Here is a 25,684-nt window from a genome sequence, read left to right as displayed (position 1 = left end):
CCATGCCAAAACCGACGCTCCATGACCTCTTAAGCGGTAGCGACCCCTTGCTGGACGTCAAGCCAGCCGCCACCAAAGCAGTTTCAAGCGAGCAACAGCGAATTGTCGATACCTTCGTCGATGTCAATAAGTTCATCGATCATCACAAGCGCAAACCCGGCGATACGGACAAGCCGACCGTCTCCGAGCGGGCCTTGCGCATGAAATTGAACGGCCTATTGAAGGACCCGACCATCCGCGACGTATTGTTGCCGCTCGATCGCCACGCGCTGCTTCCGATCGCTCCGGTGAAGCAGCTGCAGACGCTCGATGAGATATTCGACGACGACCTGCTGAAGACGCCGCAAGATGACATCTTCGATCTCGTCCATGTTAAGCCGGCCGCTGCCAAGCCGGACGAAATCGCCGAGCGTCAGCTGTGCACCGAGTTCGACAAATTCAAGCCGTTGTTTGAGCAATGCGTCCGCGAAATGGCTGATGGCAAGCGTAAAGCCATCCCTTTCGCTAACGAGCAGGAAATCGGCGCGGGGGAGTTCTTCATCCTGAACGGCGTGCTCGTTTACGTCGCGGAGGTGGGCGAGATGCACATCCGCAACGGAAAGAAGAATGCGCGACTGCGACTCATCTTCGATAACGGAACCGAAGGCAACAACCTTTTGCGTTCGCTTGCGACTGAACTGTACAAAGACCCCAACGGCCGCCGGATCACCACCACCGACATGGGGCCGCTCTTTACGGACACACCTGCTGCGGGCGACGCGCAGACGGGGATGATTTACGTTGTGAAAAGCCTTTCAGACGACCCAGAAATCCGCAAATTGGACGGCGTGCTTCACAAGATCGGCTTCACTTCAGGCAAGATGGAAATCCGCATTCAGAATGCTAAGGACGATCCAACGTTTCTGATGGCCTCCGTGCATCCGGTGACGACCTACACTCTCTACAACATCGACCGGGTTAAGCTTGAACATTTACTGCACGATTTATTTGCATCCGCGCGGCTCGATATCGAGATCACGGACCGCTTTGGCCAGAAGGTGCGGCCCCGTGAATGGTTCTTGGTGCCATCCCACATCATTGGCGAGGCGGTTGTACGATTGAAGGATGGGTCGATAGTCAATTATCGCTACGATCGTGATGCGGGTGCGCTTGTGCCAATCGCTACCAAGGGCGACTGACCAGAGCGATCGCCGGATTTTGCTCGACCGTCTGACACGCGAGTGATCGCGAGTGTAAAGAGGATTGAGGTGTCGGAACTAAAACGCTTCGCGAACCTGATCACGGAGGCCCGTGAGGCCGAGATTGCCGCAGACGTCACGCTTGGTGGCCGCCTTCTCCTCGCGCAGCAGTATCCGCTTGCGATCAGCTATGCACCCTTTGAGCTTATTCAGCACGGCGCCCGGATTGCTATCGTCGGGATTACTCCCGGAGCCCAATAGGGCCGGAATGCGTTGCGCGAATTGCGACGACAACTCATAGCGGGTGCTGATCGCTGGACCGCCTTGGGCGCAGCGAAGACAGGATCTCGTCGAGCAGATCGAGGCGGAAGCGGAGAAGGTAGCCGAGCCTGAATACAAACCCGCAAGCTAAACGCCGTACCGTCCTGCGAAGAAAGGTCGGCCACCGAAATCATTACCCGGCTTGAATCTCGTCGATGCCGATGCACAATCAGGTAGCGGGAGGGATTCATATGGAGAGCCTGTTTTGGGCACTTATAGGCATAGGCTCACTGTACCTGATAGTTCTGTTTTTCGTGGCGATAGGCTCTCGTCAATTTATGAGCAACCGAACGCTCATTCAAAATCCGCCCGCGGTCGCCGCGGTGTTTACGGTCATAATTCTGATTGTTCTGGGCTGGCGGGAGTTCTTCGGCCGCGACGCAGGACTAGCTTTTGGGATTCTCGTCGTGATCGTTATTCTCGGAATAGCTTTTGCATCGAGCAAGAAGTAATCCCCGCGGCTATCCTACTTCCCTGGTCGGAAGGACAGGGCGTCGTTGTCGGCGAAGACGTCTCCAGGCACGATTGATGCGCACCGCACCGCCCTCCTCGATCTGATTGGGAGTCTGCCTAGGTGATCCCAGCGGGTGCAGCTTATCGTCAGACGCTGTGTCGCCCTTGGCTTTATCGAACTCGCGTCAGCGGAGGCGGGGCGGAAACTCGCTGCTCAGACGAGCCTAAGGCGCACCCCTGACTTTTTTGGGTGTGTCAACTTTTGCAAAGCACCCGAGGCGTTGGCCCGGAAGATCAAAAATTTGCATTTTGCCGGAGCGCTGATTATCTTATCTTCACATCGCTATTTTATTTGAACAAAGGCCCTGCCGGAGGTGGGGCCTTTTCCGTCCACCCATGGCCGTAGCATCCGCTGCGGCCTTTTTTGTTTTTGGAGAAGAACCCAATGGGAACCTACATGCACTTTAACCCGGACACCGCTCGCGGCTATGTCGGCTTCGTCATGCCGCTCGACCAGCTGGCAGAGCTGGACCAAGTGCGCACCGAACTGCGGCTCTCCAGGTCGCAATTCCTGCGGCAGGCGGTGGCTGCTTATTTGGATCAGCGTCACCCTGCCACGAAGTAATCCCAACGAAAAACCCACGGGCGCAGCAACGCCCATGGGCTTCAAAGTTTAGTTCGAGATCACGTAGCAACCATGACACAAAATCAGCGCAGCGACAACTTCTGCAAAAACTTTCCAGAAAACTCCGCCGAAAACTTTCCAGAACTTTCAGAGCGAATTTCAACCAAGGCAGATGGTGGAAACGATCAAAATCCCAGCGAAATTCCGCTATCCGTAGGTTCTGAGCCGTCCCAGATGGTTGGCGCCGACCCTTATATTGTTGAGAGCACCGACCCGTGTTTCTCCCACCAAACCGTGTCCAAGCACAACTTCACAGGTTGGATCAGCAAGCACAGGATCGGTAACCGCAAGGTCACGAGGTCTCTGTCATTGTCCCAGTACCGCGATGCAGAGAGAGCTTGGTATCATGCAGCCACGCTCCACCTGCCCCTGAACCGCTTCATCTCCGTCAAGCCAGCGTCAGCCATCATCGACGGGCTTAATCCGGGTGAGCGTGTCAAGCTGTGGCAACGGTATCTGAACAAGCTCAGTGAGTTTGCGAGCTATCATCAGTTCCCGCTCGCCTATGTTTGGACGCGAGAGTCGAAGCGAAACACCGGAGACGACGAACATCTGCACGTTCTGATGCATGTGCCGCAGCATCTGACTCGCCGGTTCAACAAAGTGGTGCGCGGATGGTCAGAGGCCGCCAACGAAATCGACGTCAGGGCCAGTTCCTACTACTCGAAACGCAACAGTCGGGGTGCACCGGAGAACGTCCTTACGTACATCACGAAGAACTGCCCCGAGGCCAGCCGCAACTTGGGGCGCACGACCAAGCTTGGGGGGCCAATCTTCGGGAAGCGCGCGGGCATGTCAGCGAACCTGACCGTCAAGGCCATCGCCAAGTACGAAGTGAGAGGCCGCCTTCGTCGCGAACTAGGTCTCGCAACCGTTATGCAAGGCGAAGACATCACCCCGCCCCGGGGAGCAAACAGCAATGGTTCGCTCGCCCGCGCCATCTAGTCGGGCCATCGCCGGTCCCCTCGCGGTGCCGGCGATGACGACCTATCCCACAGCACCACCATGCCGGGTGCCAGAGCTTGGCGCCGGCCGAAAGCAATCGAGTATGACCATGACGACCATCACCCGCCGCAAGCCGACTAAGGCAACCTTCATCCGCCGCCGCAGCGACCTCGACGACAAGGCAGCCGACCGCGCCAAGCTGGCCGCGTTCGCCGCGACCATCGGCGCATCCAAGACCAGCTTAAAGCGGGACGCATGCGGAGACTGGACCATCACCGGACTGGTCGGCCATGTGTCGACCGACGGCAGCGCGGTCTACGCACACCTCACCTGCGCCAGCGCCCGGGCATGGACCAGCGCCAAGTCGCGGCTCTCATTCGCGACCGTCTCCCAGGACGGCGACACGGAAGGCGTGTTGAGCATCCACCGGCCGCTGACGGCGGGGCAGGCGGAGACCTTGAGGACAACCCTCCGGATCAGGAAGGCGCGGGCAATGGACGAAGCGGCACTTGAAGCGCTGACCGTCGCTCGCCAGCGGCGTGAAAATTTCCCCTGCTATCAGGCCTGATAATCGACCTTCCATGCGTTATTCGGAACGGGCGGTCCTATCCCGCCTCGGTCCATCAGCGGCCACACCTGCGGCTTGTAGGTCCATTGTCGGAAGCGCATTGATTCCGGCGTGAGATGTAAGGGGGAGGCTGGCGCCATGAGCTTTACGCGCGGCATAAAAGATCGCGATTTCAATCGGTTAATCGCGCATGTGTGAAGGGACCCCTTGACGAAACCCCACCCACCGTGGTACCTTCACAGGCACACTAGCACTTTTACACACGCCAGCCCGGATCGAGTCTCAGGGCCGGTCCAAAGGCAACCATCAAGGCCCCCACGCGGGGCCTTTGTCATACCTGCACCGCAAGCCGCCCGGCGTCGCCGAGGCGGCTTTTCTATTGGAGTTTCTCATGAAGAAAAAACCCCTATTCGGGGCGGACGAACTGGTCTGCTCGCCGATGACGCACGGCACGTTCCGGCTACCCAAAATCCTGCTCGACAAGGTCGATGCCGCAGCAGCGATCGACGATCCCTCCAGTCCGAACCGATCATCGGTGGTGAGGCGCGCCCTCATCTCGTATCTCGCCCGTCAGGCAGAGGCTGCCTGATGACCGACCTTGAATCCTTGATCCTAACGGAAGCGAACCGGCAGGGCTGCCAACCCGATCAGCACGCTATCAGGCAGGCCGGTGTCGATCTTGCCGGAGCTATCTTAACTAGCCAAGGGCTGATCCACCTTCCCGGCCTCGGTGCAATCTCGGTGGCCGATTTCACCCGCTCGCTTCGCGCTCGCATGCCTAAGGCCTTCAGCACCATCGACGACGGCAAGCCGGAAGCTGCATTGACGGTGTCCGAACTTCGCCGGAAACGACCGCTCGATGCCGCATGGCGTGCGCGCCTCGCCAGTGCCACCGGCATCACCAAGTCCATGATGGACGAGATCGCAACTCGCCGCGAAGGCAAAGGGAACTGACATGACACGACGACTACGGAGCGCCACCGCAACTAGGCATGCCATTGAGGCCATCCAACCCGAAGCGCGCGAGCAACGGGCTCAGCACCTAATCGCTCGTGAGCGAGGCCAGCGATTGGCAGCGGCTCAGGCGGAAGTGGCTGCGGCAACCGAGGCACATGAACACGCAAAGGCCAGCGTGCCGGCAACTGCGGCTGCTCTCAAGGCCGCGCGTGCAAAGCTCGAAGAGGTCGAGAGCGAGGTGGCAAAAGAAGCGTTGGCCGCCTAAATAGATCATGTTCGGATGGCGGTTATGGTTCTCCAGCTTGGCCGCCGTCTATTGGAGGCGCGGCGGAAATGATTGATGCTCGAATAGCCATGCTCGCGGCGTTCGCGGCTCTCTCCGCTGCGTCTCCGACCCTCGCTGACCCCTACTGTCAGCCCGTTAACGACCGCAATCAGATCGCAGAGACTGGCCGCGTCTGTCCAAGCGGATACGTCTCTACTGGACGATGTTGCGAGGCGCTCCACTACAACACACCACGGGCCTTCGCCCGCGTTCCCGGTCGATCATGTCCGACCGGGGCATTCGCCAGCAATAGCGACTACTGCGTCACCCTCAAGCGGTGACGGTTCGGTCCAAGACATTCTTGACCGTCGTCGCGTGCCAGTTTCCACCGTTCGCGGTGCGAATGCCACGATTGTTGAGCGCTTCCGCAATGGCACGCAAGGTATTGGCGCCAGCCTTCCGCACAGCCTCGATATTCGGCAGAACGTTCGCAGCGAACTTGTCTGCTTCCGCCGTTTTCAACGCGGCGGCGGCAATGCGAGCCTCTGCCAGCTTAGGTCCGCCAAGCTTCACGTTTTGAGCTTTCTTCGCCTGCAATGCCTCGCGAGTCCGCGTGGATATCAGGCTGCGCTCTTTCTGCGCCAGTGCGGCGTACAAGTGCAACAGGAAGGGGTCCGTATCCTTTCCCAATTCCGCGACGACGAACGGAACCCGTTGCGCCATCAGGCCCGATACGAAAGCAACGTCGCGTGACAGTCGGCACAGCTTGGAGACACACACCATAGCCTTGACCTTGCGAGCCGCCTGCAAGGCCGCTGCGAGTTGAGGGCGGCGCTCCAAGGCATCGCTGCCCTTTCCGGTCTCGACTTCCGCATGCCACGCTACAACCTCGAAACCCTCAGCGTCGGCGAAACGCTGGATGCTCTCCCGTTGTGCCGCTTCGCCCAGGCCGCTGCGACCTTGCTTGATCGTGCTGACGCGAACGTATCCAACGAGAGGTTTCTTGGCAGCGACGGTCATCTGAAGGTCCTTGTACAAGTTCAATACGAACGTATTGACTTTATACAGTGCGACGACAGAGGATCGCAATCGGAAAATTCGACGACCACCCGTAATTTTCGCAGGGGCAGAGGCTGGCTCTCGCCTCTTTGCACCATCGGCCGCGCGGTGGTCCATGCCAGCTCCCGTGCTGGCTGTGCCATGGCGAGGCTGGCGAGTCGCCATTGCCACCCATGCGATGTGCTCTGTACCAGGCCTCCAGCCTCGATCCGCCATCGCATATGCCGACGCGTCGCCGCTCGCGTGGAGGCACGACAACCACACTTCACGGGCCTGCCCTGTAAGGGATGCTCCTCCGCCTCTCTGCCTATCGCCGGCCGGCGCTCTGACCAGGACGGGCAGCCCAGCGCTGATCCCTTCGCCTCTGGATATTTCAGCACGACCACGACGGAGCACGCGGTCACGACTGGCCCTTGCTACGCTTCGCTCTGCCTCGGAGTGTCACCAACGCCAGCACCGTCCTCGCCCGCTCCGCAGAAGTTTCCTAGCGATCGGAAGGCCTGGAGAGGTGAAGGCGAGATTTTTTATGCGGCATGGCCCTGGCAGCGTCTGACTTTCTCCGCTGTCGATTCCGGAAAAGACCGCATTACCAAGTCTTCCCGCACGACCCCACCAGGTCGAAAAATCTGGCGGGCACGTTCGAAACCCTTTCTTCGGCGCAGTTCCTAAAAGACCGATTTCCCCCTGCGCTGTCCCGATCACATCAACTCTTCTCAAGAAAGAAAAATGTCAGACAACAATCTCGATATCCGGGCACGCCTTACCGCGATCAATGAACTGAGCCCCGTGCTCCAGCGCGTCCTCAGCGACATCCAGAAGTTCGAAGGCGTCGCCAAAAGGGTCAACGTTCAACTGAACGGAATGGGACGCGCCGGCATGTCGGCTCTGGACGGGTTCAATCGATCTGCGAAAGCAGTCTCAGATCAGATGAGAGGCCTGGCCAACATCGGCCGGTCTGCCGCACGCGAGTACGCAGCTGATTGGAATCGAGCTAACGCACAGCGATTGAGCGACGCCCGGAGGACGTATGCCGCTCTTGATCGACTCGAGGTTGGGTACCAGCGCCAGCTTGCGCGCCGTGCTGCCGTAGAACGTCAGGCAAGCTCGGGCCGGTCCTACGGCGGTGGAGTCGGTCGCTTGCCGGCACCGAACATCCGCACCATTGCAGCAGGTGCGGCCATCACGGGGGCTGGTGTCGCATCTGCCCTTCGTAAGCGCATGGAGGTCCAGGCGGCCGAAGTGCGCGCCCAGATGTTCGGCGATCTCACGTCCAAAGAAGTCGCGGATCTGCGCCAGAGCTTTGCCGATCGCGCCGGCATCAAGTACGGCATCGGAAGCAGCAAAGTCATCGACACGGCGGTTGGAGGTCTCAAGGCGGGTGTTGCAAAGCAGTTCGCGGGTGAGTTCGCGGACCTAGCTTTGAAGGCTCAGGCAGGTCTCGACGTCAACCCCGAAGCAGTCGGAAAGCTGCTCGGTCGCCTCTCGACTCAGATGCCATGGAACACCGGCCGCTTCGGCAGCATCCTCAATGCAGTCGCGGTCGCGAACAACGCCACCGCCGCCGATGGAAATGAGATCATCGAGGCGATGCGTCGGAGCTTGTCCGCGCTCGCCACGACGAGGATGACCCCAGAGCAGTTGGCCGCGATCGATGCCACCGGCATCTCGCTTGGCGTGCAGCCGCACAAGATGGGCACGTTCACCAGCTTCCTCACCTCGCAGATCGCTGGCGCGGATTCTGCTAGGGGCCAACAGGCCTCCGACTTGAACTCTGCCGCGAACGCCCTTGGTTTTGGTAGCCGCAGCGGTATGGCTAAGACCATTCGCGAACGGCCCATGGAGGCGATCACACAGATCCTCGACGGTCTCGCGAAGATGCCGGAGCGGCTGCGAACGAAGGTCGCAAAGCAGATCGGTGGCCGCGAGTGGATGGACGAACTTCTGACTCTCGTCCTTGGTCGCGACAAGCTGAGGGATGTTGTACGGGATATCGAGAGCAAGCCTGGCTTCCTCGACAAGACCGCGTTGCAGAAAATTCGATCGATGCAGGGTCGGTGGGCGTCCATCAGCGCGGCGCACGGTCTCGTCTGGGAGAAGGTTGGCGCTGGTCTTGAGACCTGGTTTGACCAAATCTCGGGCGCCGTCATCAACCTAGCGGACAGCTTCAACTTCGACTCGATCCGCGAACATTTTGCAGCCCTGGTTGATGGTGCCCGCGAGGGCTTCGGGCTGAAGGACTGGGGCGAAGTCGTCAAATCCATGGCCGACAACTTCGATGCCGGGACCGTCGCGAAGTGGCGGGAGTTCGGAAAGGGTTTCGCGGAGGGCCTTCGCGACTTTGCCAACGGTCTCAAGACGACCTTCTCAGCACTGGGATTCCTCGCTGGCAAGAACCCGGCTGATGCCAGGGAGATGGGCAACCTCGTCGCGCAGCTGACCGGACTGACCGTCGCCTTGGCGGCGTTGTCGCCACTCATCTCGGTTCTGGCCGCGGTCACTCTCGGACTAACGGGACTTGGAAACGCGCTCGCGTTCATCGCCGGGATGCCGGCCGCGGTCGCATTGCTGAGCATGTTCGCGACTCGGTACCAGAATTACGGTCTGCCCGAGGCCAACATCAAGCGCCGCGGCGAATCTACCAGCGATTGGCGTGTCCGCCAGCGCGAACACAGAAAGGAGCTATACAAAAAGTCCAGCTATGAGGGTCCGACCGACTTCACTGGTCGTCGTCGCACCAGTGATCTGTCAGGCGAGCTGAACAAGTTCACGGGCAAGGTCGAGCGCGCCGCGTTCATCAACAGCAGTCTTGGTGGTGGGTTGCAGTATGCGGCTATGGGTGGGTCGGGGAGGGGGCTCGGACGCAGCGGCGGCGGACTCGGCTCAGGCCTGATTGGAAACGTCCCGGACATGCTAAGGAGTCGGCCCGGGTCGTTCTTCTCGCCCGACGCCAACCTCGGAAACATCATCCAACGTGACAAGATCCCGTCGTTCGGCGGAGTCGGTCCGGGGGGAATTCCCAGCTCGCTCAACAGGAGCGAGTTCGAGAAGACTTTTGCCTGGACGCCGCTGGCCGGAAAGTACGACCAGATCGTTGCCTCTGCCCGAAGAGCCGGGGTGAGCCCCGCACTGCTTGCGTCAGTCATGGCGCAGGAGACAGGTCGCGGACAGCACATGCGGGGCAACAATCCCGGTGGCCTCATGGGTAGGGGCGGCCTGATGCAGTTCGGCGATCTCGACTCCGGCATCGACAGAACGGCGATCGCGGTCGCGAAGAACTTCAATGCGGCCGGCGGTGACCTCGCCAAGATGCGGGACTCGTACGCTCCACTCGGTGCGAAGAATGACCCGAGGGGGCTGAACGGCTCCTGGCTTCCTGGCGTCCAAAAGTTCATGAGCGACATGGGTGACGGAACGATAATGGCCAGCAACTCTGCTGCGGCTATCGCGTCCGGAGTCTCGCCTGGACTGGCTGATAGGTTGGGGTTACGTGGCAAAGCGAACTTCATGCATGGCCAGTACGGAGGGGTGGGGCAGAACCTGGCCACCATCACGTTAGCCTCCGGCAAAAAGCTGACCGTCAACGCGGCTGCGGCGGAGTCCTTCAAGGGCTTCGTCGATGAACTGGAAGGTTCTGGCTACAAGATCGGGTCGATCGGCGGTTACGCGATGCGTGGCAAGCGCAAGGGCGGCGGCTGGTCACAGCATGCATATGGAAACGCGATCGACATCAACCCGGGCAAGAACTCTCAGGACGGCAGCGGACGCACGGACATGCCGGCGAACGTTCGCGACATGGCGGCCAAGTACGGTCTGTCATGGGGTGGTGATTGGTCCCGGAGGTACAACGACCCGATGCACTTCGAGTGGAACGGGATGCAGCCGTGGAAGAATGTGCCAGCGCCGGCAGATACAATCCGGAACGTCCCATCGCCGATCCGTGGTGACGCGAGCCTAGGCGTACCGCGCGGCGGAGTCGGCGGTGCTGCCGGCCCGGTGAGCATCAACATCAATGGTACCAGCCACGATCCGGAAGCGCTGGCCACGCTGGTACAGCGCCGCATCGACGAGTCGATGAACTGGCGTACGCACGACACGACATCGGAGTACACCTGAAAAGTGGACGGCGAGCACAATCGCCGTCCAAAATATTTCGGATTTGCATGAATGCAAATTCCTGAACGCCCAGTCGCATGGTAAGTTCTCGTCCGATCAAGCAATACAGGCCGAGAAATGTGCGACCAGTCCAACAGAAAGAACGAATTACCTCAGGAGTCCTTGACGCCGACGACGCCGTTAAGGCTAGCGGTCGCAGCGAGAATTGCCTTCCCCGACGGCTCCATGACCTTGGCGGGGCTGCGCCGCGAGATTTCACGTGGGCGGCTCGCCTATGAGGTGATCGCCGGAAAGCACTACACGACGCTCTCCGATATCGAGGATATGCGACGTCTGTGTCGCATTCAGGCCAACGCGCCCGGAGCTGAAAGTTCGCGAAAGGCGAGACGAATATTCGCATCCCCAGGAGTGGGGTACTCAGGCGAGGAGTCTGGCCAAGCGAGATTGGCGAGGCGGCTGCAGAGCCGACGGGAAAAACTGGAGTGACAAACCGACTTGATGCCAAACATCTACCTACAAGCAGACTCCACTTTGATTGGAAAGAATTGCAACCACCATCAGTTCCGGTTGGCTGGGGTGGCTCTGCCGGGTGGTCTTGGGATCGCTGCGATCACTCGAGCCATAGCAATGACGGAAACATCGCTATAATCTTCTCCTGCTGTTCGAGGTGCGTGACCTTGAATGGCGTCCACTACGCGCTCGTTTAAACCGAGGTTGCGTCCGATGGACTTTAGGCGATGTCGCCAGGCGTGGTTCGGCTGAACCCTGCTATCAGTGACTACCGCTCGAACAAAATCCACGACCCGCTTGTAGCTTCCCTTCGCGAACAACGGACCGTCCTCGGAGCTCTCAACGAAGCGCAGCAAGCCGAGCTCAAGAAGGTGAGGGTGGATAGGCACTAGCCGGTAGGTTCCGCTCTTGATGCTGCCCGCGAGCGGATTCAGGTCGAAAATGTGATGGCCTGCTTCTTCACGAACATCCTCCTTCCGAAGTTGAAGCGCTTCGGCGATCCGGCAGCCGGTGTAGGCAGCGATCAGCGGTGCCCATCGTTTGGCCGCCGCCGTCCTCGGATCTTCCTTCGGCTTCTGGATATATCCAATGCACGCGTCAAAGATCGCTCCTGCCTCCTGATCTGTGGAAGCCTTTGGATCTCGACCGGATCTTCTTCTCGGCCTTTACCTTGACCACATCAGCTGGATTCAGGGGCAGCTTTCGATTGTCTACCGCCCAGCCGAACACCGATTTGATCCCGGGCAGATCTCCATCCTTCAGGGTCTTCGCGGAGACGACCTTCAGGCGAGCGTCCTTAAAGGCCAGCATGTCCTCCTCAGTGACGCGATCAGCATCGTCGTGACCGAGGTGCTTAACGAGCCGCTCTATGGCTCCATTGTAGGCGTTGTAAGTGTTTTGGCTGCGTCCGGTCGCCTTGGCCTCTCTCCACCACAGTTCAAGCAGGCCGGTGATGGTTTGCTTAGGCTTGATCGCTGCAACGCTGTCGATACGAGGGAAGCGTTGCGCCTTCGGGTCAGGAGTGTAGTCGCCCGCTGCGTTGCGCTTTAGCTGCCAACCAGCATCAAGCGAAGCGGTACCGATCAGCTGAAGAAATCTTCGGCGGTGGGATTGAGCAAGACGTACTCGATGTCGGATGAGAACCCAGTCCGCCAGAAGCCCAAACCGATTCTCCAGCCCGTCGTGCTGATCGGGAGGCAGAGCGTCGATTGCCGCAGTAAGATCCTGGGCTCCGAATAAATCCGTCGCTGCCGTGGCGTCGTCCACCTTGAGAGTCGCTGGCGGTGCATCCTTTATGCGACCTTCCAGGACGGCTCGGCTGATCGCCTTGTGGTACGCCCATTTGCCAGGGTCGCCTGGATTGTTTTCGTGAACTTCGCAATAGAGACGATAGGTCTCGCCAGACAATGCGACCATGTCACGATGCGACATCGTGGTTGGTGGTGCGGCCGTCAGATCGAACAGCCGTTGCAGGTGCTCAAGCGCAACGGCGTGGCGCGCCGAAGCGATCGCTTCATCCGTGGTCTCCAGACTGAACGCGACGTCTGCGCCGATCGTGATGATCTTGATGCACGCGGGCTCGGTATGGCGCGACAAGTGCAGCAAGATCCGCTTGCCGCGTAACTCACCTAAGAGCTTTGTTGGAACCCGACAGCGGAATTGCGGGACGTTGGAATTAGCACGCTTGTCCATGCGACGCTTTATTGAAACCATTGGTCTGTGTGGCACTCTCGTGTGGCACTCAGGACCGAATTTTCAAGAAAATCAATGCATCCAATAAGATGGCTGGTGCTGCCAGACAGGATTGAACTGTCGACCTCTCCATTACCAATGGAGTGCTCTACCACTGAGCTACGGCAGCATGTGCTGGTGAAGAATCGGGCGCCCGAGGGGCCTACCAAGCGGGCCGATATCTGCCACAAGCCCCCCTCCTGTGCAAGCTTGCTCGGCCGGTCAAAACGAGAAAATCGAGCCGATATCAGGGCCAAAGTGCCCATTTGGGCCCGAAATCACCGGCTTTCCGTCGATCAGGTCCGATATCCCCCACCCAAACGGCCAGTTGCCTGAAAGCTCGCACTGGATCCATTTCGCGTTTCGCACGATCCCGTCGCACGGGCCTCTTGAGCTGCCGTATTCCTCGGGCATGGTAGCGCCGACGACATCGAGTGGACCCGTGTGATGGCTGACGAGACCGAGAAGAGCACGAGACAGGCGAAGACGTCCCGGGACGACCGGCTGAAATCGGCGCTGCGCGAAAACCTGAAGCGGCGGAAGCTGCAGGCGCGCGAACGCGCGGCAAGCTCCGAGCCCTCGCAGAACGAGGATGGTTCCCTAAATGAGGGGACCGCCGGCAAAGCCGGCACCTAGAATTTGGAATGAGTGAGAATGACGATGGCGCAGGACGGACAGCAACGAGATGAAGGTGACGCGCGGATGTCGCGCTTCACGCGCCCAGAGCAGACCTTCCCGACGCTGACCCCGGCCGAGATCGAGCGTGTCAGGCATTTCGGCGAGGTCCGCAATCACAAGGACGGCGAGTTCCTGTTCGAGACCGGCAAGCCCGGGCCCGGCATGTTCGTCGTGGTGAAAGGCCATGTCGCCATCACCCAGCGCGACGGCCTCGGTCACGTCACGCCCGTGATCGACCAGGGGCCGGGGCAATTCCTGGCCGAGCTCAGCCAGCTCTCGGGCCAGCCGGCGCTGGTCGACGGCCGCGCCGAGGGCGATGTCGAGACGCTGCTGCTGCCGCCGCACCGGCTGCGCGCGCTTCTCGTCGCCGAGGCCGAGCTCGGCGAGCGCATCATGCGCGCACTGATCCTGCGCCGGGTCAACCTGCTTCAGGACGGCATCGGCGGTCCGGTGCTGATCGGACCGTCGAACTCCGCCGGCGTGGTGCGGTTGCAGGGCTTCCTCACCCGCAACGGTCAGCCGCATCATCTGCTCGATCCAGACCGCGATCGCGACGCCGCCGAGTTGATCGCGCGCTATTCGCCGAAGCTGGAAGATTGGCCGCTGGTCGTCGCCGCCAGCGGTGCGGTGCTGCGCAATCCCAATGAGACCGAGCTCGCGCGCGCCATCGGCATGATCGGCGGCGCCAAGGATGGCCGCATCTACGACGTTGCGGTCGTCGGCTGCGGACCGGCCGGGCTTGCCACCGCCGTGTATGCGGCGTCCGAAGGATTGTCCGTCGCCGTGCTCGACATCCGGGCCTTCGGCGGCCAGGCCGGCGCCAGTGCGCGCATTGAGAACTATCTGGGCTTTCCGACCGGCATCTCGGGCCAGGCACTGACCGCGCGCGCCTTCACCCAGGCCCAAAAGTTCGGCGCCGATATCATGATTCCGGTCACTGCGACGTCGCTCGACTGCACGCGCAAGGACGGCGCATTCGCGGTATCGCTCGACGGCTGCGATCCCTTGCGCTCGCGCGCCGTCGTGGTCGCGAGCGGTGCGCGCTATCGCCGGCCGGAGATCGCAGACCTCGACAAGTTCGAGGGCCGCGGCGTCTGGTACTGGGCCTCGCCGGTCGAAGCGCGGCTTTGTGCCGGCGAGGAGGTGGCTCTGGTGGGCGCCGGCAATTCGGCAGGCCAGGCGGCGGTGTTCCTGTCGGGCCACGCCAAGAAGGTCCTGATGATCATCCGCGGCGGCGGCCTGGGCGCCAGCATGTCGCGCTATCTCATCGAGCGCATCGAAGCCACGCCGAACATCGAATTGATGTTCAACACCGAGATCACGGCGCTGGAGGGCGACGAGGCCTCGCTGCTGCGGCGCATCCGCTGGAAGAGCCGCTTGTCCGACGACGAGGATTCCGCCGACATCCGCAATCTCTTCCTGTTCGTCGGTGCCGATCCCGCCACCGCCTGGCTCGACGGTTGCGGCGTGACGCTCGATCGCGGCGGCTTCGTCGTGACGGGCGCGCAGTCCGAGCAGAACCAGGGCCGGCTGGTGGCGCCGCTGGAGACCTCCGTGCCCGGCGTCTATGCCGTCGGCGACGTCCGTTCCGGTTCGGTCAAGCGTGTCGGCGGTGCCATCGGCGAGGGCGCCCAGGTCGTGGCCTCCCTGCATGGCTATCTCGGCGACGCCGCAAAACCGGCGCTTTAGGCAGGGAGAAGACGGGCGGGTGGCAAGACGAATCCGGCTTGCCATTGCGCCGCGTCATGCGTGACTATCTCCCCTCGTCCTGAGAAGCGCGGAGCGCGTCTCGAAGGATGAAGGTCCGGATGCATCTGGGCCTTTCACGGTTCGCGCGGCGATGCGCAAGCATCGTCCGCAAGCGTGCTTCGCACGCCCTTCACCATGAGGGTCTACAAACAAAACGCTTAACGGGAGGACTAAATGGCTGAAATCGTCGTGCTCTACAAGACACCCAAGGATGCTGCCGCCTTCGACAAGTACTATGCCGAGACGCATATTCCGCTCGCCAAGAAACTTCCCGGCCTGAAGAAATACGCCATCAGCAAGGGGCCGGTCGCATCCCCCGCCGGACCTTCCGGAATCCATCTCGTCGCCATCCTCACCTTCGACAGCGTGGCCGATATTCAGGCGGCATTCGGCAGCGAGGAAGGCAAGGCGACCGGGGCCGACGTGCCGAAATTCGCCAGCGGCGGCGCCGACCTCCTGATCTTCGACACCAAGGAAGTGTGAGGAAACGATTCAACTTTCGTCGAAAGCGACGAGCCACCAGCTGCTGTCGTTTGTGACGGCGATGCAAAAAATTCAGTCATGCGTTCGTCGATTCGCACGATGACGCATGGCTGCGAACATGCATGCGGCGACAACGCATGTGGCAATTGCGTGAGCACCGTAATACTACTCTTCGATCTCAACGCGGAGAATAGGAGAGAGATGTCATGATCCTTGGCTTGAGCCTGTCCGCCCTGACTCTGATCCATGTCGTCATCAGCCTGATCGCCATTGCCGCCGGCCTCGTCGTGATGTTCGGCCTGCTCGGCTCGAAGTCGATGCCGGGTCTCACCGCGATCTTCCTGGCTTTCACGATCCTGACCAGCGCCACCGGCTTCCTGTTTCCATTCGAAACGCTGCTGCCCTCGCACATCATAGGCATCATATCGCTGGTGCTGCTCGCCATCGCCTGCGTCGCGCTGTACGCCATGAAGCTCACCGGCGTCTGGCGTCCGGTCTACATCGTGACCGCGATGATCTCGCTCTATTTCAACGTCTTCGTGCTGGTGATCCAGTCGTTCCTCAAGGTGCCGGCGCTCGCCGCGCTCGCGCCCGCCGTGGCGCCCGCGCCGCCGTCGGGCCCCGTGTTCGCGGTGGTGCAGGGCATCGTGCTGGTGTTCTTCGTCGTGATCACCATCGGCGCCTGGCGCCGCTTCAAGCCGATGACGTTTGCCTGATCACTGACCGGCCGTGATTCCGGGGCGTCACGCAGCGATGAACCCGGGATCGCTCGTCACAATCTCGGGATTTCCGGATCCACGCTTCGCGTGGTCCGGAATGACTCTCTCATTACAGGAGCCCCCACAATGCCCACCATCACCACAAAGGACGGCGTCGAGATCTTCTACAAGGACTGGGGAAGCGGCCAGCCGATCGTGTTCAGCCACGGATGGCCGCTGTCGTCCGACGACTGGGACGCGCAGATGATCTTCTTCGTCAACAACGGCTACCGCGTCATCGCGCATGACCGCCGCGGCCATGGCCGTTCGTCGCAGGTCGCCGGCGGGCACGACATGGATCACTATGCCGACGATCTCGCTTCCGTCACCGCGCATCTCAACCTCGAGAACGCCATTCATGTCGGCCATTCCACCGGCGGCGGCGAGGTCGTGCATTACATTGCGCGCCACGGCGAGAGCCGGGTCGCGAAGGCCGCGATCCTCTCGGCGGTGCCGCCGTTGATGGTGCAGACCCCCGCCAATCCCGGCGGCCTGCCGAAGAGCGTGTTCGATGATCTGCAGAAGCAGCTCGCCGCCAGCCGTACGCAATTCTATCGCGACCTCCCCGCCGGCCCGTTCTACGGCTACAACCGCCCCGGCGCAAAACCGTCGGAAGCGGTGATCCAGAACTGGTGGCGCCAGGGCATGATGGGCGGCGCCAAGGCGCATTACGACGGCATTGTCGCCTTCTCGCAGACCGACTTCACCGAAGACCTCAAGAAGATCAACGTGCCCGTGCTGGTCATGCACGGCGACGACGACCAGATCGTGCCTTACGCCGATTCCGCCCCGCTGTCGGCCAAGCTGCTCAAGAAGGGCACGCTGAAGACCTACAAGGGTTTCCCGCACGGCATGCCGACCACGCACGCCGAGACCATCAACGCGGACCTGTTGGCGTTTTTCAGGGAGTGAGGGCTCGCCGCGAGTCTCGAATCGCAGGGTGGGCAAAGGCGCACTTGCGCCGTGCCCACGATCATTCTCCGATCACACTCAGAACGTGGGCACGCTTCCGCCTGCGCTCTGCGAGCTACGGCGGACAAGTCGCTTTGCCACCCTACGATACTGATGGGTAAACGCGCGCCTCACTTCAAGATCGCCCTGATCGCATCGAAGGTGCGCTTGACGAAAATCTCCGGCTTCTCCCGCGCGCCGTCGCCGATCCAGCTCTCGCCGCCGACGCGCATCGCGCCGGTGGCGATCATGGCGACGAGCCGCGCCTTCAACTGGTCCGATTTGGTTCTGGCCCGCCGGGCGAGCCCGTCGGCCAGCGCGCGTTCGAGCTTCTCGTATTTGAGCTGGTCGCGGGCCTGAAGCGCCGGATTGTCGCGCTTGAGCCGCGACATCGCCGCGGCTTCCGCCGGATCGATCCGCTTGATCGCGGCGGCGATTGCATTCTCCGCGGCCGTCAGCATGGGTTCATCCGCAGGCCGGGCAACGATCTCGGCGACCAATGCGCTTGCTGCGCCTTCCTGCCAGGCGGCGACCACGTCCTCCTTGGACGCGAAATAATGGAAGAAGCTGCGGCGCGACACCTCCGCCGCTGCTGCGATGTCGTCGATCGTCGTGGCTTCGAAGCCGCGCTCCAGGAACAGCGTCATCGCCGCCCGGGTCAGCCGCGCGCGGGTCTCCTGCTGCTTGCGCTGGCGCAGGCCGGTGCCATCAGGAGATTTTCCGCCCGCAGGCAATTTCCGGGCAACCTTCGAAGCCTTCAAATTGTTCACCTCTTGCAAAGTTGCACTCAGTGCACATTTAGATGAGCCGCGGGCCCTTTTCCACCGTGAAAGCTCCGGGAGACTTGGCATGACCGACTGGACCACGGCAGACATCCCCTCTCTCAGCGGCAAGACGGTGGTCGTGACCGGAGCGACGGGCGGCCTCGGTTACGAGACGGCGATGGCGCTGGCGGGCGCCGGTGCCATTGTCATACTCACTGGGCGCAGCGACGCAAAGGGCCTGCGGGCGATCGAAGGCATTTGCGAGCGGTTTCCCAATGCGCTGATCGCCTTTGAACATCTCGATCTCGCCAGCCTCGCCTCGGTCGCCGATTTCGCCAGGCGCTTTGCTGCCGGCAACGAGCAACTCGACGTCCTCGTCAACAATGCCGGCGTGATGGCGCTGCCGAAACGACAGCAGACCGAGGATGGTTTCGAGATGCAGCTCGGCACCAACTATTTCGGCCACTATGCCCTCACGGCGCACCTGTTGCCGCAGCTTCGCCGCGCGGAAGCGCCTCGTGTCGTCAATCTCTCCAGCCTTGCGCACCGCTCCGGCGCGATCAATTTCGACGATCTGCAAGCCAAGAACTCCTATCGCGCGTGGCGCGCCTATTGCCAGTCGAAGCTGGCGATGCTGATGTTCTCGCTCGAATTTCAGCGCCGTAGCGACGCGGCCGGCTGGGGTGTGAGGAGCATTGCGGCGCATCCAGGCTTCGCGCGGACCGATCTGATCGCAAACGGCCCGGGCGCCAACACGTTCCAGTGGCGGGTGGGCCGGCTCCTCCAGCCGCTGTTCAGCCAATCCGCCGCCGAGGGCGCGCTGCCAACGCTGTTCGCCGCGACTTCGCCCACAGCTGAGCCCGGCGGGTACTACGGTCCGAACGGATTTTTGGAAATGAAGGGGGCGCCCGCGGCGGCGAAGATCATGCCTCACGCGAAGGATTTCGCTGCGGCGGCCATGCTGTGGGATGCCTCGGCGACATTGACCGGTGTATCCTTCGACGACATCGCGGCCGCCGCATGAGCCGCGCGCCTATTGGGGACGGCTCGATGCAAGTCATCATCTTCGGCGCGACCGGCATGGTCGGGCAGGGCGTTTTGCGCGAATGCCTGATCGATCCCGGCATCGATCGCGTGCTCGTGGTGGGCCGCAGCTCGACCGGCGTGCGCAACGTCAAGCTCGTCGAGATCATCCACGACGATTTTATGGACTATTCGGCGATCGAAACGCAGCTGACCGGCTACGATGCCTGCTTTTTCTGCCTCGGCGTCTCCTCGATCGGCATGAACGAGGAGCGCTACCGGCATCTCACCCATGACCTCACGCTCGCCGCAGCGACGACGCTGGCACGGCTCAACCCGCAGATGATTTTCACCTACGTCACCGGGGCCGGCACCGATTCCACGGAGCAGGGTTCGCGGATGTGGGCGCGGATCAAAGGCAAGACCGAGAACGATCTGCTCAAGCTGCCGTTCAGAGCCGCCTATATGTTCCGGCCCGGCGCGATCCAGCCCCTGCACGGCGCCCGTTCCAAGACGCCTTGGGTGCAGGCGGTCTATACCGCAACCTGGCCCCTCTGGTCGGTGCTGCGCCGGCTCTCTCCGCGGCTCGTCACCTCGACCGAGCAGATCGGCCGCGCCATGATCCACGTCGCCCGCGAGGGGTATCCGCGGAAGGTGCTGGAGATGGAGGATATCAATAGCCTCTGACCCGCCGACCCGTTAGTTTGGACGGAAATTTCGGGGCCTGTGTGCGTTGAGCCCGGTCCACTCCGAAGGAGAAGCGTCGGCGATGCCGCCCCAGCTCAAACTGATCGCACTCGATGCCGACGATCTCGCCGTGATCTCGACCCATGTCCAGGATGCGCGTGTCCAGGCGTCCGACATCATCTGGCGACAAAGCGAGAAGCGGCTCGTGGTCGGGATGAGCCGGCTGGACTGGGAGCAGACACTGGAGGGCGAGGCCGAGCCGCGTCGCCTGGTCGCCGCGCTCCGCTTCGACCGCGTGCTCGCCTGCAAGTCGCGCAACATCGACTTGGCTGCTTCCGACAAGGTCCTGGACCTCGTCGGCATCGAATTTCACCCGAGGGACGGGCGCGACGAGGAGCCCGCCGGCAGTGCCCTGCTGTTATTCGCGGACGGTGGCGCCATCCGGCTCGACGTCGAATGCCTGGAATGCGAGCTGACTGACCTCGGGGCGGACGCGCTGGGAACGGGGTTGGAGACCGAGGGGGAGCTGTGAAGTTGACCGTATACCAGCCGCATCGCCTCGCCCCCCGCGCCAGAACGGCGCCTTGCGAGGGTTGACGCCGCTTCCCCGCCGCGCCATTGAGCAGGGGACCTGGTGCGCCAATCCGCCCCAAAGACCAGCCAGAAGCCAAGCCAGACATGCCCGTTCGCCTCGACCGCAGCAGCGCCGATTTTGACCAGCGATTCGCGGCCTTCCTCGCCGCCAAGCGCGAGGCTTCGGCCGACGTCGAGGCCGCCGCGCGCGCGATCGTCGACGACGTCGCCAGGCGGGGCGATGCGGCCCTGCTCGAGGCCACGGCAAAGTTCGACCGGCTGAGGCTGGATGCTTCCAACCTTCGCGTCACCGCCGCCGAGATCGAAGCCGCGACCAAGGCCTGCGATGCCGCGACGCTGGACGCGCTCAAGCTGGCGCGCGACCGCATCGAGACCTATCATCGCCGCCAGTTGCCGGCGGACGAGCGCTTCACTGACTCGCTCGGCGTCGAGCTCGGCTGGCGCTACACCGCGATCGAATCCGCCGGCCTCTACGTGCCCGGCGGCACCGCGGCCTATCCGTCCTCGGTGCTGATGAACGCGGTGCCCGCCAAGGTCGCCGGCGTCGCGCGCCTCGTGATGGTGGTGCCCTCGCCCGACGGCAAGCTCAATCCGCTGGTGCTGGCGGCCGCGCAACTCGGCGGCGTCAGCGAGATCTACCGCGTCGGCGGCGCGCAGGCGGTGGCGGCGCTGGCGCACGGCACCGCGACCATCGCGCCCGTGGCCAAGATCGTCGGTCCCGGCAACGCCTATGTCGCCGCCGCGAAGCGGCTGGTGTTCGGCAAGGTCGGCATCGACATGATCGCCGGCCCATCCGAGGTGTTGGTGATCGCCGACGACACCGGCAATGCCGACTGGATCGCCGCCGATCTGCTGGCGCAGGCCGAGCACGATGCCAGCGCGCAGTCGATCCTGATCACCGACTCGGCACGGCTTGCCGCCGACGTCGAGAAGGCGGTGGAGGTTCAGTTGAAGACGCTGCCGCGCGCCGCGATTGCAAGCAGCTCCTGGGCCGATTTCGGCGCCGTCATCATCGTGAAGAATTTGGGCGAGGCCATCCCGCTCGCGGACGCCATCGCCGCCGAGCATCTCGAGATCATGACTGGTGATCCCGACGCGCTCGCAGCTAAGATTCGCAACGCCGGCGCGGTGTTCCTCGGGCCCCACACGCCGGAGGCAATCGGCGATTATGTCGGCGGCTCCAACCACGTGCTGCCGACGGCGCGCTCGGCGCGATTCTCCTCGGGGCTTTCGGTGCACGACTTCATGAAGCGCACCTCCATCCTGAAATGCGGCCCGGACCAGCTCCGCGCGCTGGGTCCGGCCGCGATGACGCTCGGACAAGCGGAGGGGCTGGACGCCCATTCGCGTTCGATTGGATTGCGCCTCAACCTGTCATGACAAAGCCGCCCGAACAGGACGACTCGCAGAACCGCATCGTCGGCGTCACGCTCGACGAAGATTCGATCGGCCGTTCCGGGCCCGATATCGAGCACGAGCGCGCGATCGCGATCTACGACCTGATTGAGCAGAACCTGTTCGCGCCCGCGGGCGCCGAGGGGAAGGGCCCGTTCACGCTGCATATCGGCATCACCGGCAGCCGGCTGATGTTCGATATCCGGCGCGAAGACGGAACGCCCGTCGTCGCGCATCTGCTGTCGCTGACGCCGTTCCGGCGGATCGTGAAGGACTATTTCATGATCTGCGACAGCTACTACCAGGCGATCCGCACCGCGACCCCCGACAAGATCGAGGCCATCGACATGGGCCGTCGCGGCATCCACGACGAGGGATCGCGCACGTTGCAGGAGCGGCTGAAGGGCAAGGTGCGGGTCGACTTCGAGACCTCGCGCCGGCTGTTCACGCTCATAACCGTCCTGCACTGGAAGGGCTAAGCGCGATGGCGGCGCCGCCACGCGCACGCGATCCGCAATCGGTGCTGTTCGCCTGCGCGATGAACAGCGTGCGCTCGCCGATGGCCGAGAGCCTGTTGCAGCACATGTTTCCGCAAGGGCTCTATGTGAAGTCTGCGGGCACGCGAAAAGGTGAGCTCGATCCGTTCGCGGTGTCCGTGATGGCCGAACTCGGCCAGGATATCTCCGCCCACAAACCGCAGACCTTCGAGGAACTGGAGGACTGGGAGGGGCTGAATTTCGACCTCATCATCACGCTCTCGCCGGAGGCGCATCATAAGGCGCTCGAGCTGACGCGGACACTTGCAGCCGACGTCGAATACTGGCCGACGCAGGATCCCACCACCATCGAAGGCAGCCGCGACCAGAAGCTTGCCGCGTACCGTGACGTCTGCGATCAGCTATTGATGCGCATCCGCCGGCGCTTCGCGAAGGTGGGCGCGGCGAGCGGGTAGCAGGCGGCGTCCGTAACATCCGCGTCACAGACGCAGGGCACAGCCATGTCGGAAACCTCGAATCAGCAAACCGGGAGTTCCCGGGTTGTGAAACCGGCCCCCTTCCGATAGGTTCCGCGCGCAATTCACCCCTGCTTCATCCCCCAAATCACCTGATGCTTGGCCGCCCCAAATTCGTACTTGCCTCCGGTTCGCCGCGTCGGCTGTCGCTGCTCAACCAGGCCGGCATCGAGCCGGACGCGCTCCGGCCGGCCGACGTCGACGAGACGCCGAGGCGGGGCGAGCTGCCGCGCGCCTGCGCCAATCGGCTCGCCCGGGCCAAGGCCGATGCGGCGCTGAAGTCGGTGCAGCTCGATGACGAGCTGCGCGGCGCCTTCATCCTCGCCGCCGACACCGTGGTGGCGGTCGGCCGCCGCATCCTGCCCAAGGCCAATCTGGTCGACGAAGCCGCGCAGTGCCTGCGTCTGCTGTCGGGCCGCAACCACCGCGTCTACACCGCGATCTGCCTCGTCACGCCGCGCGAGGCCTTCCGCCAGCGCCTGGTCGAGACCCGCGTCCGCTTCAAGCGCCTCTCGGAAGACGACATCCAGGCCTATATCGGCTCCGGCGAATGGCGGGGCAAAGCCGGCGGCTACGCCGTGCAGGGCATCGCCGGCTCCTTCGTGGTCAAGATGGTGGGGTCCTACACCAACGTGGTCGGCCTGCCGCTCTACGAGGCCACCACGCTGCTCGGCGGCGAAGGCTTTCCTATCCGCTTCGGCTGGCTCAACGCCACCACCGCGGTGTGAGCCGACAGGCCGCGGCCAACAAAAATCGCGAAAACAACCCCATGCAAAGTAGAATGGCCGAGCGTGGCGCATGCGTCGCCGCCCGAGGAACCCGTTGGCCGACAGGCTCTTGAGCCCCTTCAGCCCACGCAAGCTGCCGACATCATGGACCATCAGATCAAAAAGCCCGCCAGCCCACTCAAAACCTGCCCGATCTGCGGCAAGCCGCAGTCGGAGGCCGCCCGCCCATTCTGCTCCTCGCGCTGCCGCGACGTCGATTTGAACCGCTGGCTGAAAGGCTCCTACGTCATCCCCGGCCGCGACGACGACGTGGATGACGTAGAATAAATAAATAATATCAATGGATTACTTGGCTGACCAGCGCGCCGCGCGCCAGCCGCGGCAGGCCAGTCCCAGCTTGTGCACAGCCGGGCCGCGCCCGGCGAAGCCACTTGGCGAAGCCGGGTGGACAGGCCGCCCCGAGCCCACTATAAACCGCCCGCTCGATGGGCTTTGGCCCCTCTCTTGGAGCACGCCCAGGTAGCTCAGTTGGTAGAGCATGCGACTGAAAATCGCAGTGTCGGTGGTTCGATTCCGCCCCTGGGCACCACGCTTCGGTTACGTGTAGCGTAGCCACGCTCATCCCCCAGCGAACGCGTGAAGGTCGCCGACCGGCAGTGACTATGGTTCGCAGCAGCGCGGAAAGTCGTTGCCGCATCCAGGTGGGCGCTGTTGCTTCCCCACGTTGAAGCCCAGCCTCAAATGGAAATGCTCGTAGACATAGGGCGAGAACGCCAGTCGCCCGCCGAACCTGCGCGCCATGGGCCGCATTGCCCCCTTACTCAGTTGCAATCGCCGCAAGCCCTCGTGTTAGAGTCCCAACTTTCGGTCGACCCCGCGCTTTTCATCACGTTTGGATTGAGGAAGGGAAACACCATGGACGAGGTCTTGATCAACACGACCACAGCCAGCGATCAAAGCCAGCCCAGCGTATGCGGCCTTCAGGGCACCCAATTCGTCGTGGTGTGGGAGGACCACAGCGACAACACGATCAAGGGCCAGATGTTCGGTGCGGGCGGCGCCAAGAGCAGCGACCAGATCCTGATCAACTTGCCGACGCCGCCGGGACCGCGTCGAAAGCTTCCCGTGGCCGTGGAGTATGGATCGGGCTTCGTCGTGGCCTGGAACGAGCAGGCGGCCGGCAGCGCCGCGACGGCGACCACCCAGCTCAAGCTTCGCATCTTCGATGCCGATACGCTGTCCGGACCGGAAATCCAGGTCTCTACGTCGCCGGTCGAGCCTTTGACGCGGCCCGCTCTGGCGCGCCTGCAGGACGGAAACTTTATCGTCGTCTGGGCGGACAAGCGGGCCGACCAGCGCATCCGCGCCCAACGTTTCGGCGCCGACGGAAGCAGGATCGGCGCCGAGTTTCGCGCCAACACAACCGCCGGGCTGCACAAGATCCCGATGGTGGCGTGCCTGACCACCGGCGACGTCGTCATCGCATGGCGGGCGCGGATCACAGGTCCCCTGCACATCCGCTATCAGCTCTTCAACGCGAAGGGAGCAATGGGCAGCGAGCACATCACGCCAGCGACTGCCACCGCGGCAGCCATGGCCGCGATCGACGGCGGCCAGTTCGTCATCGCGCATCTGAACGATTTCGGGGAAGACGCCACGGCGAGCACCCGGATCGTCGTGGAAGCGGATGTGTACAAGGCCGACGGCTCGCCCGCCAATCTCCACTTCGTCTCGACCAGCGAGCAACGTATCCAGGCCACCTGGCCGACGCTCTCGCCGCTCTCGGGCGGGCGCTTCCTGATCGGCTGGGTCCAGCTCAACGTCGACCAGCCCGCCACCACCAACGTGAAGGCGCGGGTTTTCTCGACCAAGGGTCCGCTGGGCCAGGTCGTCCAGTTCAACACGTCCACCGGCCACAATCGCTTCAGCCTCGCGGCTGTCGCGGCTTCAGGCCCAAGCCAGGAAGTGGCCTTCGCGGCCTGGACCGACGACACCCAGAGCGGCAAGGACACTGCGGGACGGGCGATACGCGGACGGCCACTGACGGTGCCGGCGGCAGGGTTCTAGCAGCCAGCGG

26 protein-coding genes and 2 tRNA genes are annotated in these 25,684 nt (G+C 62.5%); 24 read left to right on the top strand and 4 right to left on the bottom strand.

What is annotated here, in order from left to right:
* Positions 1-2: 2 nt before the first annotated feature.
* From RX330_RS33515 to RX330_RS33480, 8 genes are all read left to right on the top strand, one after another.
* Positions 3-1,178, top strand: coding sequence for a GIY-YIG nuclease family protein (locus RX330_RS33515; RefSeq protein ID WP_317241324.1), 1,176 nt, complete (start codon positions 3-5; stop codon positions 1,176-1,178).
* Between the two features lie 69 nt (positions 1,179-1,247).
* Positions 1,248-1,439: a hypothetical protein gene (locus RX330_RS33510; protein ID WP_317241323.1), complete on the top strand. Its 192-nt coding sequence runs from the start codon at positions 1,248-1,250 to the stop codon at positions 1,437-1,439.
* A gap of 251 nt (positions 1,440-1,690) precedes the next feature.
* On the top strand, positions 1,691-1,951 hold the full coding sequence (locus RX330_RS33505; RefSeq protein WP_317241322.1) for a hypothetical protein: 261 nt from the start codon (positions 1,691-1,693) through the stop codon (positions 1,949-1,951).
* Between the two features lie 446 nt (positions 1,952-2,397).
* Positions 2,398-2,577, top strand: a complete 180-nt coding sequence (locus RX330_RS33500) for a ribbon-helix-helix protein, CopG family (RefSeq protein WP_317241321.1) — start codon at positions 2,398-2,400, stop codon at positions 2,575-2,577.
* Positions 2,578-2,649: 72 nt separating this feature from the next.
* A complete protein-coding gene (locus RX330_RS33495) occupies positions 2,650-3,582 on the top strand; it encodes a hypothetical protein (RefSeq protein ID WP_317241320.1) in 933 nt (310 codons plus the stop codon).
* Between the two features lie 109 nt (positions 3,583-3,691).
* Positions 3,692-4,150 (top strand): hypothetical protein, encoded by a 459-nt coding sequence (locus RX330_RS33490; RefSeq protein WP_317241319.1) that lies wholly within the window; start codon positions 3,692-3,694, stop codon positions 4,148-4,150.
* A 391-nt stretch (positions 4,151-4,541) separates the two neighbouring features.
* Positions 4,542-4,739, top strand: a complete 198-nt coding sequence (locus tag RX330_RS33485) for a hypothetical protein (RefSeq protein ID WP_317241318.1) — start codon at positions 4,542-4,544, stop codon at positions 4,737-4,739.
* Complete coding sequence (locus RX330_RS33480; RefSeq protein ID WP_317241317.1) at positions 4,739-5,104, top strand: hypothetical protein; 366 nt, start codon at positions 4,739-4,741, stop codon at positions 5,102-5,104. The genes RX330_RS33485 and RX330_RS33480 overlap by 1 nt, the downstream gene beginning before the upstream one ends.
* Positions 5,105-5,702: 598 nt before the next feature.
* Here RX330_RS33480 and RX330_RS33475 read toward each other — a convergent pair.
* A complete protein-coding gene (locus RX330_RS33475) occupies positions 5,703-6,392 on the bottom strand; it encodes a recombinase family protein (RefSeq protein WP_317241316.1) in 690 nt (229 codons plus the stop codon).
* Between the two features lie 765 nt (positions 6,393-7,157).
* Between RX330_RS33475 and RX330_RS33470 the strand changes: the two genes are divergently transcribed.
* Entirely contained in the window at positions 7,158-10,544 is a 3,387-nt protein-coding gene (locus tag RX330_RS33470; RefSeq protein ID WP_317241315.1) for a phage tail tape measure protein, read from the top strand.
* A gap of 1,107 nt (positions 10,545-11,651) precedes the next feature.
* Here RX330_RS33470 and RX330_RS33465 read toward each other — a convergent pair.
* Together RX330_RS33465 and RX330_RS33460 are read right to left on the bottom strand one after the other, a co-directional pair.
* Positions 11,652-12,746: a site-specific integrase gene (locus tag RX330_RS33465; protein ID WP_317241314.1), complete on the bottom strand. Its 1,095-nt coding sequence runs from the start codon at positions 12,744-12,746 to the stop codon at positions 11,652-11,654.
* Positions 12,747-12,840: 94 nt separating this feature from the next.
* Positions 12,841-12,915, bottom strand: a tRNA-Thr gene (locus RX330_RS33460).
* A 317-nt stretch (positions 12,916-13,232) separates the two neighbouring features.
* Between RX330_RS33460 and RX330_RS33455 the strand changes: the two genes are divergently transcribed.
* From RX330_RS33455 to RX330_RS33435, 5 genes are all read left to right on the top strand, one after another.
* Positions 13,233-13,421, top strand: coding sequence for a hypothetical protein (locus RX330_RS33455; protein WP_317241313.1), 189 nt, complete (start codon positions 13,233-13,235; stop codon positions 13,419-13,421).
* A 24-nt stretch (positions 13,422-13,445) separates the two neighbouring features.
* A complete protein-coding gene (locus tag RX330_RS33450; protein ID WP_317244022.1) occupies positions 13,446-15,152 on the top strand; it encodes an FAD-dependent oxidoreductase in 1,707 nt (568 codons plus the stop codon).
* A gap of 234 nt (positions 15,153-15,386) precedes the next feature.
* On the top strand, positions 15,387-15,695 hold the full coding sequence (locus tag RX330_RS33445) for an EthD family reductase (RefSeq protein ID WP_212087400.1): 309 nt from the start codon (positions 15,387-15,389) through the stop codon (positions 15,693-15,695).
* Positions 15,696-15,901: 206 nt separating this feature from the next.
* Positions 15,902-16,411 (top strand): hypothetical protein, encoded by a 510-nt coding sequence (locus RX330_RS33440; protein WP_317241312.1) that lies wholly within the window; start codon positions 15,902-15,904, stop codon positions 16,409-16,411.
* A gap of 129 nt (positions 16,412-16,540) precedes the next feature.
* Positions 16,541-17,365 (top strand): alpha/beta fold hydrolase, encoded by an 825-nt coding sequence (locus RX330_RS33435; RefSeq protein WP_317241310.1) that lies wholly within the window; start codon positions 16,541-16,543, stop codon positions 17,363-17,365.
* Positions 17,366-17,535: 170 nt separating this feature from the next.
* Here RX330_RS33435 and RX330_RS33430 read toward each other — a convergent pair whose 3' ends face one another.
* Positions 17,536-18,165, bottom strand: coding sequence for a TetR/AcrR family transcriptional regulator (locus RX330_RS33430; RefSeq protein WP_317241309.1), 630 nt, complete (start codon positions 18,163-18,165; stop codon positions 17,536-17,538).
* An 88-nt stretch (positions 18,166-18,253) separates the two neighbouring features.
* On the opposite strand from RX330_RS33430, the gene RX330_RS33425 reads away from it, so the two are divergent.
* From RX330_RS33425 to RX330_RS33380, 10 genes are all read left to right on the top strand, one after another.
* Complete coding sequence (locus RX330_RS33425; RefSeq protein ID WP_317241308.1) at positions 18,254-19,192, top strand: SDR family oxidoreductase; 939 nt, start codon at positions 18,254-18,256, stop codon at positions 19,190-19,192.
* Between the two features lie 26 nt (positions 19,193-19,218).
* The gene (locus RX330_RS33420) at positions 19,219-19,878 is read left to right on the top strand and encodes an epimerase (RefSeq protein ID WP_212087415.1); all 660 of its coding nucleotides are present in this window, start codon (positions 19,219-19,221) and stop codon (positions 19,876-19,878) included.
* A gap of 82 nt (positions 19,879-19,960) precedes the next feature.
* Positions 19,961-20,410: a DUF2948 family protein gene (locus RX330_RS33415; protein WP_317241306.1), complete on the top strand. Its 450-nt coding sequence runs from the start codon at positions 19,961-19,963 to the stop codon at positions 20,408-20,410.
* 146 nt (positions 20,411-20,556) lie between these two features.
* The gene (gene hisD, locus RX330_RS33410; protein WP_317241305.1) at positions 20,557-21,852 is read left to right on the top strand and encodes a histidinol dehydrogenase; all 1,296 of its coding nucleotides are present in this window, start codon (positions 20,557-20,559) and stop codon (positions 21,850-21,852) included.
* Positions 21,849-22,346, top strand: coding sequence for a UPF0262 family protein (locus RX330_RS33405; RefSeq protein WP_212087423.1), 498 nt, complete (start codon positions 21,849-21,851; stop codon positions 22,344-22,346). The genes hisD and RX330_RS33405 overlap by 4 nt, the downstream gene beginning before the upstream one ends.
* A gap of 5 nt (positions 22,347-22,351) precedes the next feature.
* Complete coding sequence (locus tag RX330_RS33400; RefSeq protein ID WP_212087425.1) at positions 22,352-22,819, top strand: low molecular weight phosphatase family protein; 468 nt, start codon at positions 22,352-22,354, stop codon at positions 22,817-22,819.
* A 155-nt stretch (positions 22,820-22,974) separates the two neighbouring features.
* Positions 22,975-23,607 (top strand): Maf-like protein, encoded by a 633-nt coding sequence (locus tag RX330_RS33395; protein ID WP_317241304.1) that lies wholly within the window; start codon positions 22,975-22,977, stop codon positions 23,605-23,607.
* 144 nt (positions 23,608-23,751) lie between these two features.
* Positions 23,752-23,934 carry a DNA gyrase inhibitor YacG gene (gene yacG, locus RX330_RS33390; RefSeq protein WP_317241303.1) on the top strand — a complete coding sequence of 61 codons (183 nt, stop codon included), beginning with the start codon at positions 23,752-23,754 and terminating at the stop codon, positions 23,932-23,934.
* A gap of 186 nt (positions 23,935-24,120) precedes the next feature.
* Positions 24,121-24,196, top strand: a tRNA-Phe gene (locus RX330_RS33385).
* A gap of 326 nt (positions 24,197-24,522) precedes the next feature.
* Positions 24,523-25,674 carry a hypothetical protein gene (locus RX330_RS33380; protein WP_317241302.1) on the top strand — a complete coding sequence of 384 codons (1,152 nt, stop codon included), beginning with the start codon at positions 24,523-24,525 and terminating at the stop codon, positions 25,672-25,674.
* The last annotated feature ends 10 nt before the right edge of the window (positions 25,675-25,684 follow it).

Source organism: Bradyrhizobium sp. NDS-1, from assembly GCF_032918005.1.
Classification (GTDB): domain Bacteria; phylum Pseudomonadota; class Alphaproteobacteria; order Rhizobiales; family Xanthobacteraceae; genus Bradyrhizobium; species Bradyrhizobium tunisiense.
The sequence above is the reverse complement of the archived record's forward strand: the minus strand, read 5'-3'. Positions and strand labels throughout refer to the sequence as shown.

What these genes read in the sequence shown, in the direction of transcription:
- RX330_RS33515 (WP_317241324.1), top strand. Translation starts at nt 3, where the DNA reads ATGCCAAAACCGACGCTCCATGACCTCTTAAGCGGTAGCGACCCCTTG.
- RX330_RS33505 (WP_317241322.1), top strand. Translation starts at nt 1,691, where the DNA reads ATGGAGAGCCTGTTTTGGGCACTTATAGGCATAGGCTCACTGTACCTG.
- RX330_RS33500 (WP_317241321.1), top strand. Translation starts at nt 2,398, where the DNA reads ATGGGAACCTACATGCACTTTAACCCGGACACCGCTCGCGGCTATGTC.
- RX330_RS33495 (WP_317241320.1), top strand. Translation starts at nt 2,650, where the DNA reads ATGACACAAAATCAGCGCAGCGACAACTTCTGCAAAAACTTTCCAGAA.
- RX330_RS33490 (WP_317241319.1), top strand. Translation starts at nt 3,692, where the DNA reads ATGACGACCATCACCCGCCGCAAGCCGACTAAGGCAACCTTCATCCGC.
- RX330_RS33485 (WP_317241318.1), top strand. Translation starts at nt 4,542, where the DNA reads ATGAAGAAAAAACCCCTATTCGGGGCGGACGAACTGGTCTGCTCGCCG.
- RX330_RS33480 (WP_317241317.1), top strand. Translation starts at nt 4,739, where the DNA reads ATGACCGACCTTGAATCCTTGATCCTAACGGAAGCGAACCGGCAGGGC.
- RX330_RS33475 (WP_317241316.1), bottom strand. Translation starts at nt 6,392, where the DNA reads ATGACCGTCGCTGCCAAGAAACCTCTCGTTGGATACGTTCGCGTCAGC.
- RX330_RS33470 (WP_317241315.1), top strand. Translation starts at nt 7,158, where the DNA reads ATGTCAGACAACAATCTCGATATCCGGGCACGCCTTACCGCGATCAAT.
- RX330_RS33465 (WP_317241314.1), bottom strand. Translation starts at nt 12,746, where the DNA reads ATGGACAAGCGTGCTAATTCCAACGTCCCGCAATTCCGCTGTCGGGTT.
- RX330_RS33455 (WP_317241313.1), top strand. Translation starts at nt 13,233, where the DNA reads ATGGCTGACGAGACCGAGAAGAGCACGAGACAGGCGAAGACGTCCCGG.
- RX330_RS33450 (WP_317244022.1), top strand. Translation starts at nt 13,446, where the DNA reads ATGGCGCAGGACGGACAGCAACGAGATGAAGGTGACGCGCGGATGTCG.
- RX330_RS33445 (WP_212087400.1), top strand. Translation starts at nt 15,387, where the DNA reads ATGGCTGAAATCGTCGTGCTCTACAAGACACCCAAGGATGCTGCCGCC.
- RX330_RS33440 (WP_317241312.1), top strand. Translation starts at nt 15,902, where the DNA reads ATGATCCTTGGCTTGAGCCTGTCCGCCCTGACTCTGATCCATGTCGTC.
- RX330_RS33435 (WP_317241310.1), top strand. Translation starts at nt 16,541, where the DNA reads ATGCCCACCATCACCACAAAGGACGGCGTCGAGATCTTCTACAAGGAC.
- RX330_RS33425 (WP_317241308.1), top strand. Translation starts at nt 18,254, where the DNA reads ATGACCGACTGGACCACGGCAGACATCCCCTCTCTCAGCGGCAAGACG.
- RX330_RS33420 (WP_212087415.1), top strand. Translation starts at nt 19,219, where the DNA reads ATGCAAGTCATCATCTTCGGCGCGACCGGCATGGTCGGGCAGGGCGTT.
- RX330_RS33415 (WP_317241306.1), top strand. Translation starts at nt 19,961, where the DNA reads ATGCCGCCCCAGCTCAAACTGATCGCACTCGATGCCGACGATCTCGCC.
- hisD (WP_317241305.1), top strand. Translation starts at nt 20,557, where the DNA reads ATGCCCGTTCGCCTCGACCGCAGCAGCGCCGATTTTGACCAGCGATTC.
- RX330_RS33405 (WP_212087423.1), top strand. Translation starts at nt 21,849, where the DNA reads ATGACAAAGCCGCCCGAACAGGACGACTCGCAGAACCGCATCGTCGGC.
- RX330_RS33400 (WP_212087425.1), top strand. Translation starts at nt 22,352, where the DNA reads ATGGCGGCGCCGCCACGCGCACGCGATCCGCAATCGGTGCTGTTCGCC.
- RX330_RS33395 (WP_317241304.1), top strand. Translation starts at nt 22,975, where the DNA reads ATGCTTGGCCGCCCCAAATTCGTACTTGCCTCCGGTTCGCCGCGTCGG.
- yacG (WP_317241303.1), top strand. Translation starts at nt 23,752, where the DNA reads ATGGACCATCAGATCAAAAAGCCCGCCAGCCCACTCAAAACCTGCCCG.
- RX330_RS33380 (WP_317241302.1), top strand. Translation starts at nt 24,523, where the DNA reads ATGGACGAGGTCTTGATCAACACGACCACAGCCAGCGATCAAAGCCAG.